At 53.1% G+C, this 17612-nt stretch carries 21 protein-coding genes; 13 read left to right on the forward strand and 8 right to left on the reverse strand.

The genetic code is table 11. The annotated features are described in order from the left end of the window. A partial coding sequence (locus tag GKAS_RS24110; protein ID WP_425590905.1) for an anhydro-N-acetylmuramic acid kinase occupies positions 1-176 on the reverse strand: 176 nt, incomplete at its 3' end. Positions 177-449: 273 nt separating this feature from the next. On the opposite strand from GKAS_RS24110, the gene slyB reads away from it, so the two are divergent. Both slyB and GKAS_RS18020 read left to right on the forward strand, forming a co-directional pair. Then, complete coding sequence (gene slyB / locus GKAS_RS18015; RefSeq protein ID WP_035896287.1) at positions 450-917, forward strand: outer membrane lipoprotein SlyB; 468 nt, start codon at positions 450-452, stop codon at positions 915-917. A 231-nt stretch (positions 918-1148) separates the two neighbouring features. Next, positions 1149-2516 carry a sensor domain-containing diguanylate cyclase gene (locus GKAS_RS18020; protein ID WP_035896288.1) on the forward strand — a complete coding sequence of 456 codons (1368 nt, stop codon included), beginning with the start codon at positions 1149-1151 and terminating at the stop codon, positions 2514-2516. A gap of 36 nt (positions 2517-2552) precedes the next feature. Here the strand turns inward: GKAS_RS18020 and slyA are convergent, their stop codons facing one another. Next, positions 2553-2993: a transcriptional regulator SlyA gene (slyA, locus tag GKAS_RS18025; protein ID WP_035896289.1), complete on the reverse strand. Its 441-nt coding sequence runs from the start codon at positions 2991-2993 to the stop codon at positions 2553-2555. A gap of 195 nt (positions 2994-3188) precedes the next feature. On the opposite strand from slyA, the gene GKAS_RS18030 reads away from it, so the two are divergent. From GKAS_RS18030 to GKAS_RS18040, 3 genes are read left to right on the forward strand one after another with little or no spacing between them, the layout of a single operon-like run. Further along, positions 3189-3425, forward strand: a complete 237-nt coding sequence (locus GKAS_RS18030; protein ID WP_035896290.1) for a DUF1656 domain-containing protein — start codon at positions 3189-3191, stop codon at positions 3423-3425. 9 nt (positions 3426-3434) lie between these two features. Next, on the forward strand, positions 3435-4295 hold the full coding sequence (locus GKAS_RS18035; RefSeq protein ID WP_035896291.1) for an efflux RND transporter periplasmic adaptor subunit: 861 nt from the start codon (positions 3435-3437) through the stop codon (positions 4293-4295). Next, the gene (locus GKAS_RS18040) at positions 4292-6316 is read left to right on the forward strand and encodes an FUSC family protein (RefSeq protein ID WP_035896292.1); all 2025 of its coding nucleotides are present in this window, start codon (positions 4292-4294) and stop codon (positions 6314-6316) included. The genes GKAS_RS18035 and GKAS_RS18040 overlap by 4 nt, the downstream gene beginning before the upstream one ends. Before the next feature lie 41 nt (positions 6317-6357). Here GKAS_RS18040 and GKAS_RS18045 read toward each other — a convergent pair whose 3' ends face one another. Continuing rightward, positions 6358-7254 carry an aldo/keto reductase gene (locus GKAS_RS18045; protein WP_035896293.1) on the reverse strand — a complete coding sequence of 299 codons (897 nt, stop codon included), beginning with the start codon at positions 7252-7254 and terminating at the stop codon, positions 6358-6360. A gap of 49 nt (positions 7255-7303) precedes the next feature. Next, entirely contained in the window at positions 7304-7543 is a 240-nt protein-coding gene (locus GKAS_RS18050) for a DUF1289 domain-containing protein (protein ID WP_035896294.1), read from the reverse strand. Positions 7544-7685: 142 nt separating this feature from the next. Here GKAS_RS18050 and GKAS_RS18055 point away from each other — a divergent pair, with 142 nt between their 5' ends. From GKAS_RS18055 to rnt, 4 genes are all read left to right on the forward strand, one after another. Continuing rightward, positions 7686-8282, forward strand: coding sequence for a TetR/AcrR family transcriptional regulator (locus tag GKAS_RS18055; protein ID WP_035896295.1), 597 nt, complete (start codon positions 7686-7688; stop codon positions 8280-8282). Positions 8283-8337: 55 nt separating this feature from the next. Then, positions 8338-9435 (forward strand): alkene reductase, encoded by a 1098-nt coding sequence (gene nemA / locus GKAS_RS18060; RefSeq protein ID WP_035896296.1) that lies wholly within the window; start codon positions 8338-8340, stop codon positions 9433-9435. Positions 9436-9511: 76 nt separating this feature from the next. Then, positions 9512-9919, forward strand: a complete 408-nt coding sequence (gene gloA / locus GKAS_RS18065) for a lactoylglutathione lyase (protein WP_035896297.1) — start codon at positions 9512-9514, stop codon at positions 9917-9919. Positions 9920-10022: 103 nt separating this feature from the next. After that, positions 10023-10670, forward strand: a complete 648-nt coding sequence (gene rnt / locus GKAS_RS18070) for a ribonuclease T (RefSeq protein WP_035896298.1) — start codon at positions 10023-10025, stop codon at positions 10668-10670. A gap of 100 nt (positions 10671-10770) precedes the next feature. Here the strand turns inward: rnt and GKAS_RS18075 are convergent, their stop codons facing one another. Then, positions 10771-11115, reverse strand: coding sequence for a Grx4 family monothiol glutaredoxin (locus GKAS_RS18075; RefSeq protein WP_035896299.1), 345 nt, complete (start codon positions 11113-11115; stop codon positions 10771-10773). Positions 11116-11458: 343 nt separating this feature from the next. On the opposite strand from GKAS_RS18075, the gene GKAS_RS18080 reads away from it, so the two are divergent. After that, positions 11459-12280: a C40 family peptidase gene (locus tag GKAS_RS18080; RefSeq protein ID WP_035896300.1), complete on the forward strand. Its 822-nt coding sequence runs from the start codon at positions 11459-11461 to the stop codon at positions 12278-12280. Between the two features lie 122 nt (positions 12281-12402). Continuing rightward, a complete protein-coding gene (gene sodB, locus GKAS_RS18085) occupies positions 12403-12984 on the forward strand; it encodes a superoxide dismutase [Fe] (RefSeq protein WP_035896301.1) in 582 nt (193 codons plus the stop codon). Between the two features lie 80 nt (positions 12985-13064). On the opposite strand, the gene GKAS_RS18090 is transcribed toward sodB, so the two are convergent. Both GKAS_RS18090 and cydH read right to left on the reverse strand, forming a co-directional pair. Then, complete coding sequence (locus tag GKAS_RS18090; protein WP_035896302.1) at positions 13065-14231, reverse strand: MFS transporter; 1167 nt, start codon at positions 14229-14231, stop codon at positions 13065-13067. 160 nt (positions 14232-14391) lie between these two features. Further along, positions 14392-14481 (reverse strand): cytochrome bd-I oxidase subunit CydH, encoded by a 90-nt coding sequence (gene cydH / locus GKAS_RS24925; RefSeq protein WP_115074450.1) that lies wholly within the window; start codon positions 14479-14481, stop codon positions 14392-14394. Between the two features lie 295 nt (positions 14482-14776). Here cydH and purR point away from each other — a divergent pair, with 295 nt between their 5' ends. Beyond that, a complete protein-coding gene (gene purR, locus GKAS_RS18100; protein WP_035896304.1) occupies positions 14777-15802 on the forward strand; it encodes an HTH-type transcriptional repressor PurR in 1026 nt (341 codons plus the stop codon). 18 nt (positions 15803-15820) lie between these two features. On the opposite strand, the gene punR is transcribed toward purR, so the two are convergent. After that, positions 15821-16732 (reverse strand): DNA-binding transcriptional activator PunR, encoded by a 912-nt coding sequence (gene punR / locus GKAS_RS18105; RefSeq protein ID WP_035896305.1) that lies wholly within the window; start codon positions 16730-16732, stop codon positions 15821-15823. 113 nt (positions 16733-16845) lie between these two features. Between punR and punC the strand changes: the two genes are divergently transcribed. Continuing rightward, the coding region (punC, locus tag GKAS_RS18110) for a purine nucleoside transporter PunC (protein ID WP_035896306.1) at positions 16846-17612 on the forward strand (767 nt) is incomplete at its 3' end.

Here is a 17612-nt window from a genome sequence, read left to right on the forward strand (position 1 = left end):
GCGTCAATGGCTGCCCTGACAGGATAGTCAAGAACCGCCTCTTTAAGCACAACAGGAATGGGCCATGTGAGGCTGGCAAGCTGGGCAACCCTGCTTTCGTCAATCGCCGCCAGAACCACATCTACGCCATCGAGGCTGGTTCCTGACATCACGCCAATATATCGCCCGGATTTCATATGACATCCTTAGTCATCTATGTAAAGTCAACACTCCATCATAAAGTGACACTCAATGCTATTAACTAATAATACTTTTTAACAATATACGACATTCGCCCTTCTCAGTGTGATGAAGTGAGATTTTTCCTTGCGTTTAACGTTGGTTAAGCCATGATGGATTATTCTTTTTATTATTGAATGCGGAATATATGACCGCTCGAATCAAATACCATATAATTGCTTAGTACGGATGCTCTTAAGAGCAATTCTTATTGAACTGGAGATTCAAAAATGATGTTACGCGTATTGGCTGTTTCAATGATTGGTTTATCCCTGGCTGGGTGTGTCAGTAACAGTGGCCTGTCAGGCGATGTTTACTCTGCATCCGAAGCGAAACAGGTCCAGAACGTGACCTACGGTACCATCGTCCACGTACGTCCTGTGCAAATTCAGGGCGGCGACGAAAACAACGTGATTGGTGCAATCGGCGGTGCAGTTCTGGGTGGTTTCCTGGGTAATACCGTTGGTGGTGGTACCGGTCGTTCTCTGGCAACCGCAGCGGGTGCCGTTGCCGGTGGCGTAGCTGGCCAGGGCGTTCAGGGTGCGATGAACAAAACCCAGGGCGTTGAACTGGAAATTCGTAAAGATGACGGCAACACGATCATGGTTGTGCAGAAACAGGGTGATACCCGCTTCTCCGCTGGCCAGCGCGTTGTTATGGCGAGCAACGGCAGCCAGGTTACCGTTTCTCCGCGTTAAACCCCACTCTGGGTACGTGGCCGCTTGGCCGCGTACCTTTCACCGCCCCGGTGAGCTTCACATTATTACCTTTCCCACCAAATTTATTCATAACATGAATGCATGAAAATCATTTAGCTTATGTATTATTTGCGCACGGACAATATTTCCTGACACTTTATCTATTATACTTCCCGCATAAAGGGCCGGATGCCCGGCGCATACCACGCGTTGCGTACACAGGATGTATATATGCTGATAAAATTCCCTCTACAGCGTTTTTTGATTTATCTGACCATCACCCTGATTGGGACACTTGTCCTGAACCATTTTTCGAACGCCATTATTAGCCACGCCCCCGCTATTGCGCCGATATTGTTTCCGACATTGACCATGTTCCTGATGGTTTTCCATACGATGATCGCCGTATTCATGATCATGAAGTATTTGTGCGATAAACGCCGGCTTTACCTCATGCCCATCGCTTGCGCGTTCGCCAGCTCCGCACTGCTGATGCTGGGCACGCTGAAGAGCTATCCCGATTGGTTTCTCTGCGGCGGTGTCACTAATACGAATTATAATGACGCGCTTATTTTTTACGTATTTCGCAACATTTTAATGGCAGTGCTTTTTATGAGTTCTGTCATTCTTTATATGTTTAAATTACGAGACATGCATACTCGTAAAATTCACGCTTTCATTCTTGGTGGGATAATTATATTTTGCGTCATTATAATAGAGTTTGCTTGGTTATATTCCAGTAACAATCAATTACTGAGCGTCAATTTCATTGACAACTTAACGTTTAAATATACAAACATATGGAAAGATGTCATTAGTTGGATATTAATTGGCATTTGGGTTATTACCTTATTGAGTATTTTGCTGGTCACACAGTTGCGCAATATTTTCTGGTATAGCGGAGCCTTCTTCTGCGCCTGCTATATTTTTACCATGTTTGTGCTAATGACCGGGCAGGATACGGCCAGCTACAGTTGGTATCAGGCTCGGCTGTTTGAGACCATCTCAACGCTGTTCCTGATCTTTGTCCTTTTTTGCGATGTCTTCACGCTCTATCGCCAATCCAATGTGAAGTATCAGAACTCGTACCAAAACTCCATCCGCGATCCATTAACCCGGCTTTACAACCGCAGCTACTTCTACGACTCCTTTACCGCACTGCGGCCTACCATTGCCGATGGGCATCCAGTGTCGGTCATTGTCAGCGATCTGGACTACTTCAAACGTATCAACGATAAATACGGCCACCTGCAGGGTGATAAAGTGATTCAATTCGTGGCAAAAGTCCTTCAGGATTCAGTGCGGCAAAATGACGTTGCCGCCCGTATAGGTGGCGAGGAGTTTGCCCTGTTGCTGGTCAACACCACGCCAGAAGTCGCACACTCCATTGCGGAACGTATTCGTATCGCTATCAGCCAGCATGATATACACAGCAGTAATGCCCAATTGCCGGAGTCCATTACTATCAGTATGGGAGTATTTACCGCCATCGATCTTTCGGTGCCGGTTGAGGAGTGCGTAAGACGTGCGGATGAAGCGATGTATCGCGCAAAAGCCGCGGGAAGAAACCGGGTCGTCGTCTGGGAATCAGTCGAATAATTGAAAAACCCGCGAAGTTCGCGGGTTTTTTGAGTGTCAATCGCGGGATTGTAGCTCGTTGATATTCTGCTCGAGTTTGCGGATGAGCATGGTCAACATCTCCAGCTCTTCAGCAGAAATCCCTGCCAGGATATCACCGCGCGTGTGGCTAATCACCGCTTCCATCTCCTGGATCAGCGGCTCCGCTTTCTCAGTTAACTTAATGCGTTTAGCACGACGGTCGTTCGCACAGGTCTGGCGAGAAATAAGCCCTTTCTCTTCCAGTTGATCGAGCGTACGAACTAAAGATGGCTGCTCAATGCCGATCGCTTTAGCCAGTTGGATTTGCGACTGTTCGGGCGGTAGCTGATGAATATTATGCAGCGTGACCCAGTGAGTCTGCGTGAGTTCCAGAGGTTTGAGGCGATGGTCAATCAGAGCACGCCAAATGCGCACCAACCGTGCCAGATCAGAACCTAATGGCGATTCCAATTTCATCTCCTTATAATTAGCTTGCTAAGTTATTATACTGATTTTAGAATAGTGTGCAGTATTTAAATTAGCAAAACAAATGAATTGCCACGTGCACGCAAACCAGATCCTTGAGTTACACTGTTTCAAATAATGTGATTTTATGTCAAAACACGACACACTATCGAGCCATAACTCTTCAATTGCAAAGGATTTCTGCTTGTGAAGTCGATTTTCCACATCCCCGGAGTCCCGCTACAAGACCTTGTGGTCGGTGCTTCTATTTATTTTCCTCCTGTATTTAAAGCCGTGCTGCTCGGCTTCCTGTTTTGGCTCATTATTCACCGTTTATTGCGCGATTGGATGTATGCCGGTGACATCTGGCATCCGCTGTTAATGGATCTTTCTCTCTTTGCGCTAATGGTCTGTGCTGCGCTGATGGTTCTGGTTTGGTGGTGATGTAATCCAATGAAAAAATTAAAGTATTTCTCTACGCTGCTCATCGCTGCCCTGGCTATCATTGCCTGCTGGCTGGTCTGGAACTACTACATGCAGTCGCCATGGACGCGCGATGGCAAAATTCGTGCTGAACAGGTCGATATTACCCCGCAGGTCTCCGGTAGCATCCTCACGCTTAACGTGAAGGACAACCAGTTTGTCAAAGCGGGTGATGAACTGTTCCAGATAGACCCGACGCCATGGAAAATCGCCGTGATGAACGCCCAGGCGAAGCTCGCTAAAGCCCAGTCCGACCTCTCCCGCGCGAGCCATGAAGTTGAACGCCGCCGCGGGTTATCGCAGAATTTTATCTCTGCCGAAGACCTCGACACCGTCAATATCGCATTGAAAGTCGCACAGGCTAATTTTGATGCGGCAAAAGCAGAACTGGAACACGCGCGCTGGCAGCTTGCGCAAACGACGGTCAAGGCCCCGGTAGACGGTTGGATAACCAATCTGACGACCCGTATTGGCAACTACGCAACGGTCGGGCATCCCGTCTTTGCGCTGATCGATAGCCACTCCTTCTATGTCGTTGGTTATTTTGAAGAGACGAAGCTGCGCCATATTCGTGAAGGAGACCGTGCGGATGTTGTGCTGTACAGCGATGACGGAAAGTTACAGGGTCACGTTTCCAGCATCGGTCGCGCCATCCATGACCAAAGCCTGGCAACGGACGGTAAGCTGGTTGCCGACATCAAGCCTACTATTCCGTGGGTGCGCCTCGCCCAGCGCGTACCGGTTCGTATTGAATTAGACGCGCTGCCTGCGGATACCGTGCTGGTTGCAGGCACCACCTGCACCGTCTCTATCACGGGCGGGAAGCAATGACCCTACCCGCCTTGACATGGAAGTCACTGCCTTGGGTTAAAGCCACCGTACCGCAGTGGCGCTATGCCATGCGTAATGCCATCGCCATGTGCCTGGCGTTAAACATTGCTTACTGGTTAAATCTGGATGAACCCTACTGGGCAATGACCTCCGCCGCCGTGGTCAGTTTCCCGACCGTCGGTGGCGTTATCAGTAAGAGCCTGGGACGTATTGCCGGCAGTATGCTCGGTGCCTGCGCCGCGCTGCTGATTGCCGGCCACACCCTGACTGACCCCTGGTTATTTCTCTTTGCTATGTCTGGCTGGCTGGCGTTTTGTACCTGGGCATGCGCGATGTATACCAACAACGTCGCCTATGCTTTCCAGCTTGCCGGCTATACCTGCGCCATCATTGCCTTTCCTATTATTAATGTGGTCGATGCCACCAAACTGTGGGAGATAGCGCAGGCGCGCGTATGCGAGGTGATTGTCGGTATTCTGTGCGGTGGTCTGATGATGATGATCCTGCCCAGTACCTCCGACGGCAGCGCCCTGCTGACGGCGCTCAAAAATATGCATGCGCGATTGCTGGAGCACGCCAGTCTGCTGTGGCAGCCGGTCACGACCGACGCTATCCGCACCGCACACCAAAGCGTTATTAGCCAGATCCTGACCATGAACCTGCTGCGTATTCAGGCGTTCTGGAGTCACTATCGCCTGCGTCGACAAAACACGCTGCTTAACTATTTGCTCCATCAACAGCTGCGTTTAACCAGCGTTATCTCAAGCCTCCGTCGCCTGATGCTGAACTGGCCGGATGCGCCGCAAACCATTCGCCCGGTGCTGGAAACGCTATTGCAAGCACTGGCAAAACCCGACTGTGATGCCTACACCGTAGCACGGATTATCGCCCCGCTGGCGCCGAGCGACCCGCAGGACTATCGCCACCACGCGTTCTGGCACCGTTTACGCTATTTCTGCCGTCTCTACCTCACCACCAGCCACTGGCTACAGCGGCTGGAAAACGCCACAGCGGTAACGGAATTTACCGTGCCAGCCGCTCCGGCCTTGATGCGCCACACCGACCACGCCGAAGCGGCATGGAGCGGTATTCGTACTTTCTTTGCGCTGGTCAGCGTCGGTGCGCTAAGCATCAGCACGCAATGGGAATCGGGCGCGGCAGCTTTAACCCTTGCGGCCATCTGCTGCGTGCTCTATTCCAACGTTCCGTCACCGTTCAGCTCGCTGACGCTGCTGATGCGCACGCTTATTCTGCTGTCTATTTTCAGCTTTGGCGTGAAATTTGGCCTGATGGTGCAAATCAGCGACCTCTGGCAGTTCATGCTGTTCCTCTTCCCTCTGCTGCTCACCATGCAGTTGCTCAAGCTGCAAATGCCGAAACAGGCGAGGCTTTGGGGTTCGCTTATTGTCTTTATGGGGTCGTTTATCGCGGTCACGAATCCGCCGGTCTACAGCTTTGGTGATTTTCTTAACGATAACCTGGCCAAAATCATCGGCGTTGGCCTTGCCTGGCTGGCGTTTGCCGTACTGACGCCAGGATCAGATGCGCGAAAGAGTCGACGTCATATTCGTGCGTTACGGCGTCACTTTGTTGACCAGTTGAGCCGCCACCCGGAGAACAGCGAACACGATTTTGAATCGCTGGTTTATCATCATGTTAGCCAGCTGAGCGCAAGCCAGGATGAACCCGCCCGCCGCTGGTTGCTACGCTGGGGTGTTGTTCTGCTTAACTGCTCTCATGTCGTGTGGCAGCTACGCGCCTGGGAAGCCCGTTCCGACCCGCTCTCCCAGGTTCGGGATATGTGTATCAGTCTGCTACGCGATGTTATGAGCGAACGCGGGGTTCAGCAACGACCGCTAGCCGCCACCCTTCAGGAGTTACAGCGCATTTGCGACACGCTAGCGCACCATCATCAACCGGCAGCACGTGAGCTGGCCTCCATTCTGTGGCGGCTATACTGTTCGCTTTCGCAGTTAGAAACGGCACCGGCTCCCGGTACGCTGACCGAAAAAACGGCCTGAGTGAAAGGATGCAGGCGGGATTTCCGCCTGCATTTAAGACGTTACGGTACGTCGTAACCCAGTGCAGCTTTACGAATACGGAACCACTGCTGGCGAGTCATATCCAGCGACTGCGCAACGATGGCCGAGCGAACTCGCTCGATTTTACCGGAGCCAATCAGCGGCAGCGGTTGGGACGGCAAGCGCATCACCCACGCATAAACCACCTGTTCAATACTTCCCGCATTCAGCTCATTCGCCACCTTCGCCAGTTCATCGCGCAGCGGCTGGAACGCATCGTCATTAAACAGACGACCGCCGCCGAGGCAGGACCAGGCCATCGGGCGAATGCGTAGCTGCTGAAGCTGATCCAGCGTACCGTCCAGAATCGTCGGCTGATGAACCGGTGAGATTTCTACCTGGTTGGTGGCAAGAGTAAACGGCAGACGCGATTGCAGCAGCGTAAACTGCGCAGGGGTAAAGTTAGAGACGCCGAAATGGCGCACTTTGCCGCTCTGATGTAGCACAGAAAACGCTTCTGCCACCTCATCGGCATCCATCAGCGGGTCCGGGCGATGGATCAGCAACAGATCCAGCACGTCGGTCGACAAATTGCGCAGTGATTGCTCGGCGCTATGAATAATATGATGGCGATCGGTAATATAATGCCCAAGGGCATGTTCCGGTTTCGCCGTCGTGGCAATACCGCACTTGGTGACAATTTCCATTCTTTCGCGCAGATGCGGTGCCAACTTCAGCGCCTCACCAAACGCGGCCTCGCACGCGTAGCCGCCGTAGATATCAGCGTGGTCAACGGTTGTCACCCCGAGATCCAGATGCTCTTCAATAAAGCTCACCAGCTGGCGCGGCGTCATATTCCACTCCATCAAGCGCCAATAGCCCATGACGAAACGTGAAAATTCTGGCCCCTGCGGTGCCAGGGTAATACGTTGAACCATAACTACTTCCTCAACAAATAATTTGAATTGAGTATACCCAGTTTGGCGCTTAAAACAGTGAGGGCTGCTGAGGTTCTTCAGTATTCGGCGCTTTACCCGCGCGTAATTTACGCAGCAGCCGCTGGTGACAAAGCCGCAGCACCTCCTGTTTTTGCGCATCGCTCATTTTTTGCCAGTTAAAGCGTTCATCGCGGCTACGAAAACAGCCACGGCAGAAACCGCGCTCATCCGACTGACAAATTCCCCGGCACGGACTTTGAACCGGGAAAAACTCCAGTTGCTCCGCCACGTTAGCCCCCTTTTACTTCGCCATACTCTCATTGAAGACGTTTAATCATCGCGGCGCAACTTTTCTCCCACATCGTGCGGGCAAACCTTCGTTTTCAAAAATTCATTTGCATTAGACCAATCGGTCTATTACAGTGCCTCCCATGAGCAAATCAATTGAACATGATACCCGTGAACACATTCTGGCTACCGGCGAGCGTCTTTGCATGCACCGGGGGTTTACCGGAATGGGGCTTAGCGAACTCCTGAAAACGGCGGAAGTGCCGAAGGGATCGTTTTATCACTATTTCCGTTCAAAAGAAGCGTTTGGCGTCGCCATGCTGGAACGGCATTTTGCCGATTACCACCAGCGTCTGGTACAGCACTTTACCCAAGGTGCTGGAAACTACCGGGACCGCCTGCTGGACTATTACCAGCATACGCTCACCCAGTTTTGCCAGCAGGGACTTATCAGCGGTTGTCTGACCGTTAAGCTCTCTGCGGAAGTGTGCGATCTTTCCGAAGATATGCGCACAGAAATGAATAAAGGTGCCAGCCAGATTATGGTTCTGCTGGCGCAAGCGCTGGAAAATGGCCGCCGTGAAGGCTGCCTTAAATTCAGCGGTGAGGCCGAAACCACCGCACAGGTGCTCTACTCGCTGTGGTTAGGGGCCAATCTGCAGGCGAAAATGGCCCGCAGCTCAACGCCGCTTGAAAGCGCGCTGACGCACGTCAGGAATCTGATTGCCGCGCCGGACTGATCCCGGCGTTTTTATTTCGTTAATCACTAGACGACCGGTCTACTCAGGAGTCACTATGTCGCAAGAAAAACTGTTTACCCCACTGAAAGTGGGTGCGGTTACTGCCCCGAACCGCGTATTTATGGCCCCGCTGACGCGTCTGCGCAGCATTGTACCGGGTGACATCCCTACCCCGCTGATGGCCGAATACTATCGCCAACGCGCAAGCTCCGGTTTGATAATCACCGAAGCGACTCAGGTTTCTGCACAGGCAAAAGGCTACCAGGGTGCACCAGGCCTGCACAGCCCTGAGCAAATTGCGGCGTGGCAGAAAATCACCGCAGGCGTTCACGCTGAAGATGGCCGAATCGCCGTTCAACTGTGGCACACCGGGCGTATTTCCCACTCCAGCCTGCAGCCAAACGGTGAAGCACCGGTTGCGCCTTCAGCGCTGAGCGCCAATACCCGTACCTCTCTGCGTGATGAGAACGGTCATGCGATTCGTGTGGATACCTCTATGCCACGCGCGCTGGAAACCGAAGAGATCCCAGGCATCGTTAACGATTTCCGTCAGGCTATCGCCAACGCCCGTGAAGCCGGTTTTGACCTGGTTGAACTGCACTCTGCGCACGGTTACCTGCTGCACCAGTTCCTGTCGCCATCTTCTAACCATCGTACCGACCAGTACGGCGGCAGCGTCGAAAACCGCGCACGCCTGGTGCTGGAAGTAGTTGATGCCGGGATTAAAGAATGGGGTGCCGATCGTATCGGTATCCGCGTATCGCCAATTGGCACCTTCCAGAACGTCGACAACGGTCCAAACGAAGAAGCCGATGCGCTCTACTTAATTGAAGAGCTGGGCAAACGCGGCATTGCTTATCTGCACATGTCCGAGCCAGACTGGGCAGGTGGTCAACCTTACAGCGAAGCGTTCCGCGAAAAAGTCCGCGCGCGTTTCCACGGCCCAATCATCGGTGCTGGCGCCTATACGCCAGAAAAAGCGGAAGCGCTGATTGAGAAAGGGTTAATCGATGCCGTGGCCTTCGGTCGCGACTACATCGCCAACCCGGACCTGGTCGCTCGTCTGCAGCATAAAGCCGAGCTGAACCCGCAGCGCCCGGAAAGCTTCTATGGCGGTGGCGCGGAAGGTTACACCGACTACCCTTCGCTTTAATCCCGCGTTGATTGATAGCGGCGGGCTTCCGCCGCTATACTAGCCAGATTATTCATAAGTAAGGACGAGGGATAACATGCGTTTACTGCATACCATGCTGCGCGTCGGCGACCTGCAACGCTCCGTTGATTTCTACACTAAAGTGCTGGGCATGAAGCTGCTGCGCACCAGTGAAAATACGGAATACAAATACTCACTGGCCTTCGTCGGCTATGGCGAAGAAAGTGACGAAGCGGTAATTGAGCTGACCTACAACTGGGGCGTGGATAACTACGAGTTGGGCACCGCCTACGGCCACATTGCTCTGAGCGTGGATAACGCGGCTGAAGCCTGCGAGCGTATCCGTCGCAATGGCGGCAACGTAACTCGCGAAGCCGGTCCGGTAAAAGGTGGCACCACGGTGATTGCCTTCGTTGAAGATCCGGACGGTTATAAAATCGAACTGATCGAAGAGAAAGATGCCGGCAAAGGCCTTGGCAACTAACTCCTCCACGGGTGCTTAACGCGCCCGTTTTTTTACCCGCCTTTCCAAGCCGCGGCAAAATTTGCCATAATGCGCGCTACTTTTTCTAAGTGATGAGATTCTGATGTCCGACAATGTGCAACTTAATGGTCTATGCGACCGTTTTCGTGGGTTTTATCCCGTGGTTATCGATGTAGAAACTGCTGGATTCAATGCCAAAACGGATGCCCTGCTCGAAATAGCGGCAATTACGTTGAAAATGGATGAGCAAGGCTGGCTGATGCCGGACAACACGTTACATTTCCACGTTGAACCTTTTGAGGGCGCGAACCTCGAGCCGGAAGCGCTGGCGTTCAATGGTATTGATCCAAACAACCCCCTGCGTGGCGCGGTCAGCGAGTACGATGCGCTGCATGCTATCTTCAAGATGGTCCGCAAGGGTATTAAAGACAGCGACTGCAATCGCGCGATTATGGTGGCGCATAATGCCACCTTCGACCACAGCTTTATGATGGCCGCGGCCGATCGCGCATCGCTCAAGCGAAATCCGTTCCACCCGTTTGTCACCTTCGACACCGCAGCACTTAGCGGGTTGGCACTGGGGCAAACCGTACTGTCAAAAGCCTGTGCCGCCGCGGGCATGGACTTTGACAGCAGTCAGGCACACTCGGCCTTGTACGACACCGAACAGACCGCGATTCTGTTCTGCGAAATCGTCAACCGCTGGAAGCGCCTCGGCGGCTGGCCGCTGCCGATAGCGAGTGAAGAGTAGCAGCATAAAAAAAGCGACCTGAAGGTCGCTTTTTTGTTTCCACATTCGGTGCAGATGGCCGGATAGCGCTTCGCTAATCCGGCCGACACCAACCCGGCAATTATTCTGCCTTCGGCTCTTCAGCGTATTTGGCTGCGGTCTCTTTAATCAGAGGCTGCAGTTCGCCGCGCTGGTACATTTCGATAATGATGTCACAGCCGCCAACCAGCTCACCATCAACCCACAGCTGCGGGAAAGTCGGCCAGTTTGCATACTTTGGCAGCTCAGCGCGGATGTCCGGATTCTGCAGGATGTCGACGTAAGCAAAGCGCTCGCCACAGGCGGACAGCGCCTGAACGGCTTGGGCAGAGAAACCGCAGCTTGGCAGTTTCGGGGAACCTTTCATGTACAGCAGGATTGGGTTTTCAGCGATCTGGCGCTGAATTTTTTCAATTGTCTCGCTCATTGTCTTGCTTCCTCAAACTTCTTTTTACGGCAGTAGTCTGACATTGTAACGTTTCAGACCCTGAACAGAAAATAACATTTTGTTCACGCTTTACTATTTTATCGTCTGACACGGTAAGTTGCTTTATAAATATGAGTTTATCGGCAGGTGGATGAAAAGCTTGCTCATTATTTGACTCATTATGTATCAAATGATGTTTTTTTTTGCAGTTGCTAACGAAACAACGTTTTATCTATAAAAACACTATTAACATTTCGTGTTTTTATGGATTAGAATCGTTGGGTTTTGTAAACCATACCCAGGCAAGGACATTTAGCCTGCATCTTACTCAGAGGGTTGTTCAGTGGCGCAGATAAAAAAATGGTCGTTCACGCTCTGTGCATTGCTGTTTACATCGTTATCCTTCACGCCGTTGGCGCATGCTACAGGGCATGCCAAAACCCCAACGGCGCAAAAGTCGCTCCCTGTAAAAAGCAGTGAACGCAAGAAAAAGAACGCGGACAATAAATCTAACGCTAAGAAAAAATCGACTCCGGTTGCCGCTAAGAAGAAAACCACGCCAGCCGTCGCGAAGAAAGCGGCCCCAGTTTCCAGCAAATCAAAAACCGCCTCCGCTAAAACCCGCGTGAAAAGCAGCGCAGTTAAAACCGCCAGCGTCACTACGACCTGCAAGGTTCGCAAAGGTCACAAGAAGGTCTGCACCACCAGCCCTGTAGAATCCAAACCAACTACCATTGCCGCCGCGCACAAAGTTCGCGTTCAGAAAGTACAGAAGACCGCAATGAATAAGCTGATGGGTCAGTTAGGGAAACCGTACCGCTGGGGTGGCAACTCTCCGCGTACCGGTTTTGATTGCAGCGGTCTGGTCTATTACGCTTACAAAGATCTGGTCAACATCCGTATTCCACGCACTGCCAACGAAATGTATCACCTGCGCGATGCGCGTCCGGTTGAACGTGGTGAGCTGGAAAGTGGCGATCTGGTCTTCTTCCGCACTCAGGGCCGCGGCACCGCCGATCACGTGGGCGTGTATGTCGGTAACGGCAAATTTATTCAGTCCCCGCGTACCGGCCAGGACATCCAGATAACTTCGCTGAGCGAAGATTATTGGGTACGTCACTACGTCGGCGCACGCCGTGTTGTTACCCCTAAGACAATTCGTTAATCACTTACCCCGTTTGTTAATAAACGGGGTAACCTTATCTTTTATCTCACCTTTTAATTTGCTACTCTATCCCTACTCAGTACATGGTTATTGAGTGTACAAATATAATAAGGAGAGAAGCAATGTCGTTCGAATTACCTGCATTACCGTATGCCAAAGACGCTCTGGTTCCACACATTTCCGTGGAAACGCTCGAGTATCACTATGGCAAACACCACCAGACCTATGTCACTAACCTGAACAACCTGATCAAAGGCACCGCGTTTGAAGGTAAAACGCTGGAAGAGATCGTGCGTTCATCTGAAGGCGGCGTGTTCAACAACGCTGCACAGGTCTGGAACCACACCTTCTACTGGAACTGCCTGGCACCAAACGCCGGTGGCGAACCAACCGGTGCAGTCGCTGAAGCCATTACCAAATCCTTCGGCAGCTTCGCTGAATTCAAAGCGCAGTTCACCGATGCCGCGGTTAAAAACTTCGGCGCTGGCTGGACCTGGCTTGTGAAGAAAGCTGACGGCTCCCTGGCTATCGTCTCTACGTCTAACGCAGCGACTCCGCTGACCACCGACGCGACGCCGCTGCTGACCGTTGACGTGTGGGAACACGCTTACTACATCGATTACCGCAACGCGCGTCCAAACTATCTGGAGCACTTCTGGGCTCTGGTTAACTGGGAATTCGTTGCTAAGAATCTGGCAGCGTAAGCAAAAAATAACCCGGCATCGCAACGCTTCGCCGGGTTATCTCGTATCACGCAGAAGGGAGACCTTCTGCGTTTTTGTTTTTACTGACGAGCCAGTGCTTCTTCACCACGCGAACGTCCGCTCAGAAAAACCACCAACAAGGCCAGGGCTGCCACTATCGCCCCCATGACCGGCACAAAGCCATATCCCAGACCACCGGAAATAACCGCCCCACCCGCAACCGCACCCAGTGCATTCCCCAGGTTGAACGCCCCGATATTCACCGAGGAAGAAAGGCCAGGCGCTTCGTGAGCCACGCGCATCACGCGCATTTGCAACGGTGGCACCACCGCGAAGGTTGCCGCACCCCAGACCACCATACTGAACGCCGCGCCTACCTGCGTTTGCGCAAGGAAAGGTATGGCCAGCATTATGACCATCAGCAGCCCCAGAAAACCTTTCAGCGTCCCGCTCACCGAACGGTCTGCAAATTTACCGCCGAGGAAGTTACCGATAGAAAAACCCACGCCAATCAACACCAGCATCAGGGTAATAAAGCCAGGAGTTGCGTGAGTGATGGTGCGCAGCACCGGCGAAATATAGGTATAGAGTGTAAACATCGCGCCCGCGCCCAGCACGGTGGTTAACAGGGCTGAAAGCACCTGTGGACGCACCAGCACCGACAGTTCACGCTTCACGTCCGGTCTTTCGCCTGCCCCGCCCTTCGGCAGCGAGAACCACAGCCCCAGAATCGCGATAACGCCAAGCCCGGCGGTGGCCAGGAACGACATACGCCAGCCGATGGTTTCACCCAGCCACGTCGCGGCAGGTACACCACCGATATTCGCGATAGTCAGCCCCATAAACATAGAGGCTACTGCGCTCGCCTGTTTGTGCTTCGGCACGACGCTCGCCGCCACCACCGAACCCAGGCCAAAGAACGCGCCGTGATTAAGGCTGGTAATAATGCGCGACAACAGCAGCGTGGTGTAACCCGGCGCGATGGCAGAAAGCACGTTGCCGAGAGTAAAAATCGCCATTAAGAAAATCAGCGCATTTCGGCGAGCGCGATGCGAAAGCAGCAGCGTCATCAACGGCGCACCGACCATAACGCCGACCGCATAGGCACTGATCAGCATCCCGGCGGCAGGAATGGAAACGTCCACCCCTTTGGCGATGACCGGCAGAAGCCCCATCGGCGAGAACTCGGTGGTGCCGATACCAAAGGCACCGACGGCTAACGCCAGTAAGGGGAAGTTAATTTTCATGCTCAAGCTCCGAGTGGCCGCACAACAGACGCGGCATAAGGACATAATGCAAAAGCATGACATTAATCACAGAAAAACAGAAGTGTACAAAACTGCAAAAGATTATTGCGAATTCGGTAACAATCAGACAGGAGGGAGCGGACGCTCCCCCGCAGAGGAATTAATGCAGAACGGCAGTCAACGCGGCAGCGACGATCAGCGCCAGCGTAATAACGGTGGTAGAGAGCGACAGCTTAAGTTCGGTACTCATCAATTTTTTCTCCTTTTTATTTCCACAGCAAAACTGAGCTAACTCATTTTTGCACAGTATTGCGCAAAAATCTTCACAGTTTTAGCAGGATGTTGTTTTTTGCTCTTCCACTTTGCGCCAGGATAAGTCAGAATTCGACGCTTATTTATAAGCGTACCGGCCATTGACCCCCTCCTGTCGTCCTGTATCGTTTTCCCGGCGAATCGCAATCCATAAAATTGCGTCAGGGTGTGTGAAGGCAAACGTTTTCCTTTCGATTTTATCAGGGGCAGGCCAGGGTCTGGAGTGAAATGGAATGGCAACTATTAAAGATGTAGCGAAGCGCGCAAACGTTTCCACTACAACCGTATCACATGTAATTAACAAAACGCGTTTTGTTGCTGAAGAGACGCGTGAAGCCGTCTGGGCGGCGATCAAAGAGCTGCACTACTCGCCAAGCGCCGTTGCCCGTAGCCTCAAGGTTAACCATACCAAATCGATTGGTTTACTGGCGACCAGCAGCGAAGCGGCCTACTTTGCCGAAATTATCGAAGCCGTTGAGAAAAACTGCTTTGAGAAAGGCTATACCCTGATTCTGGGTAACGCCTGGAACAACCTGGAAAAGCAGCGCGCCTACCTGTCAATGATGGCGCAAAAGCGCGTCGATGGGCTGCTGGTCATGTGTTCTGAGTACCCAGAGTCGCTGCTGTCGATGCTGGAAGAGTACCGTCACATCCCGATGGTCGTCATGGACTGGGGCGAAGCCAAAGCAGACTTTACCGACTCCGTTATTGATAACGCCTTTGAAGGTGGTTACACCGCGGGCCGTTACCTGATTGAGCGCGGACACCGCGATATCGGCGTGATCCCAGGCCCTCTGGAGCGTAACACCGGCGCAGGCCGTCTTGCAGGCTTTATGAAAGCCATGGAAGAAGCGCAAATTAACGTGCCAGCCAACTGGATTGTGCAGGGTGACTTTGAGCCAGAGTCAGGTTATCGCGCCATGCAACAAATTCTGTCACAGCATCCGCGCCCTACCGCTATCTTCTGCGGCGGCGACATTATGGCGATGGGTGCCCTATGTGCGGCAGATGAGATGGGGCTGCGCGTGCCGCAGGATATTTCGCTGATTGGCTATGATAACGTGCGCAACTCACGTTTCTTCACCCCAGCGCTGACCACCATTCATCAACCGAAAGATTCACTCGGCGAAACGGCCTTCAATATGCTGATGGATCGCATCGTCAGCAAGCGCGAGACATCTCAATCGATTGAGGTGCATCCGCGCCTGATCGAACGTCGTTCCGTGGCCGACGGTCCGTTCCGCGACTATCGCCGCTAAGCATGACCCGCGGACACCCTATTCGGGTGTCCGCAACCACTCTTCATTTAACGTTTCGCTATCCCCCAGATATTCCAGCAACCAGTTCAGAGCTGGCGACGCTTCGCTTTGCTGCCACGTCAGACAACAGGCGGCATCCGGGAACGGGTTCTCAAGCTGTAACACGACCCACTCTCCACTTTCCAGCCACGGCTGCGCCTGATGTCCTGGCACCATTGCCGCACAAAGCCCCGCCGAGATACAGGTTTCCGCTGAAGCCCAATCCGGCACGACCACGCGTTTTTGGTTATCGAGCAGCCAGGTCGTACGCTTCGGCAGTGATCGCGACGTATCTTCACGCACCAGCGACGGCCAGTTGCGCAACACCTCGTCGCTAAGTGGACCGTCCATGCGAGCCAACGGGTGCGTACTGGCGACCACACAATGCCAGTTGAGCATCCCCATATCACGGAAAGCGAAACGGCCACCGACCGGAATCGCCTGGGTTGCGCCAATCGCCAGTTCCACACGACCGTCCGCCAGCGCATCCCAGACGCCGTTGAATACCTCCTGGTAAACAATCAGCTCCACATCGCTGAAATGACGATAGAAATCGACGATCAGCTGGCGAGTTCGCTGGGGCTTAACGATATTATCGACGGCAATCGCCAGCTGCCCTCGCCAGCCGTTAGCAATTTGCTGGCACTGCTGACGGGTGATCTGCATTTTTTTGATAACAGAACGTCCCTCTTTCAAAAACCACGCCCCCGCCGGGGTCAGTTCTACGTCGCGATGACGACGTTCGAACAGCGGCACGGCGAGCCACTCCTCTAGCTGGCGTACCGTGTAGCTCACCGCAGAAGGCACACGGTGCAGTTCCTGCGCCGCGGCGCTAAAGCTGCCGTTGCGCGCCACCGCATCAACGACTTCCAGAGAATATTCAGACCACATTTTTTGCCTTCAAATTTTTTGAATCCATGGCGCAAATATTAGCGTTTCACAAGCCGTTATGCACTCTCTACACTCAGCGGCATTGTTTACTCATGATAAAAAGGGCGAAGTTTATGCAACCTGGGAAAGGATTTTTAGTCTGGCTCGCGGGATTGAGCGTGTTAGGCTTTCTGGCCACCGATATGTACCTCCCCGCTTTTGCCGCCATTCAGGAAGACCTGCAAACGCCGGCTTCCGCCGTCAGTGCGAGCCTCAGCCTGTTTCTGGCAGGCTTTGCCGTCGCGCAGCTTTTGTGGGGACCGCTGTCAGATCGCTATGGTCGCAAGCCTATTTTGCTGACTGGGTTAACCATTTTTGCTATTGGCTGCATTGGTATGCTGTGGGTGCGCGATGGCACCTCGCTTCTGGTGCTGCGTTTTGTACAGGCCGTTGGCGTCTGTGCGGCTGCGGTAACCTGGCAGGCCATGGTCACCGATTACTATCCGGCCCAGCGGACTAACCGTATTTTCGCCACCATCATGCCGCTGGTTGGGCTATCACCGGCGCTCGCCCCGCTGCTGGGTAGCTGGCTGCTGGCACACTTTGACTGGCAGGCTATTTTCGCCACGCTGTTTATTATCACGCTGCTTCTGATGCTGCCGGCATTCCGCCTGAAACCGGCGCACAAAAAGCACGCCGCGAGCGAAGAGAAGCTCACCTTTATGCGTCTGTTACGCAGCAAAGACTATCGTGGCAACGTACTTATCTACGCCGCTTGTTCGGCAAGCTTCTTCGCGTGGCTTACCGGTTCGCCGTTTATTCTGCATGAGATGGGCTACAGCCCAACGGTGATAGGCCTGAGCTATGTGCCGCAAACCATCGCCTTCCTGGTTGGCGGCTA

It is taken from the genome of Kluyvera ascorbata ATCC 33433 (genome assembly GCF_000735365.1).
Lineage (GTDB): Bacteria > Pseudomonadota > Gammaproteobacteria > Enterobacterales > Enterobacteriaceae > Kluyvera > Kluyvera ascorbata.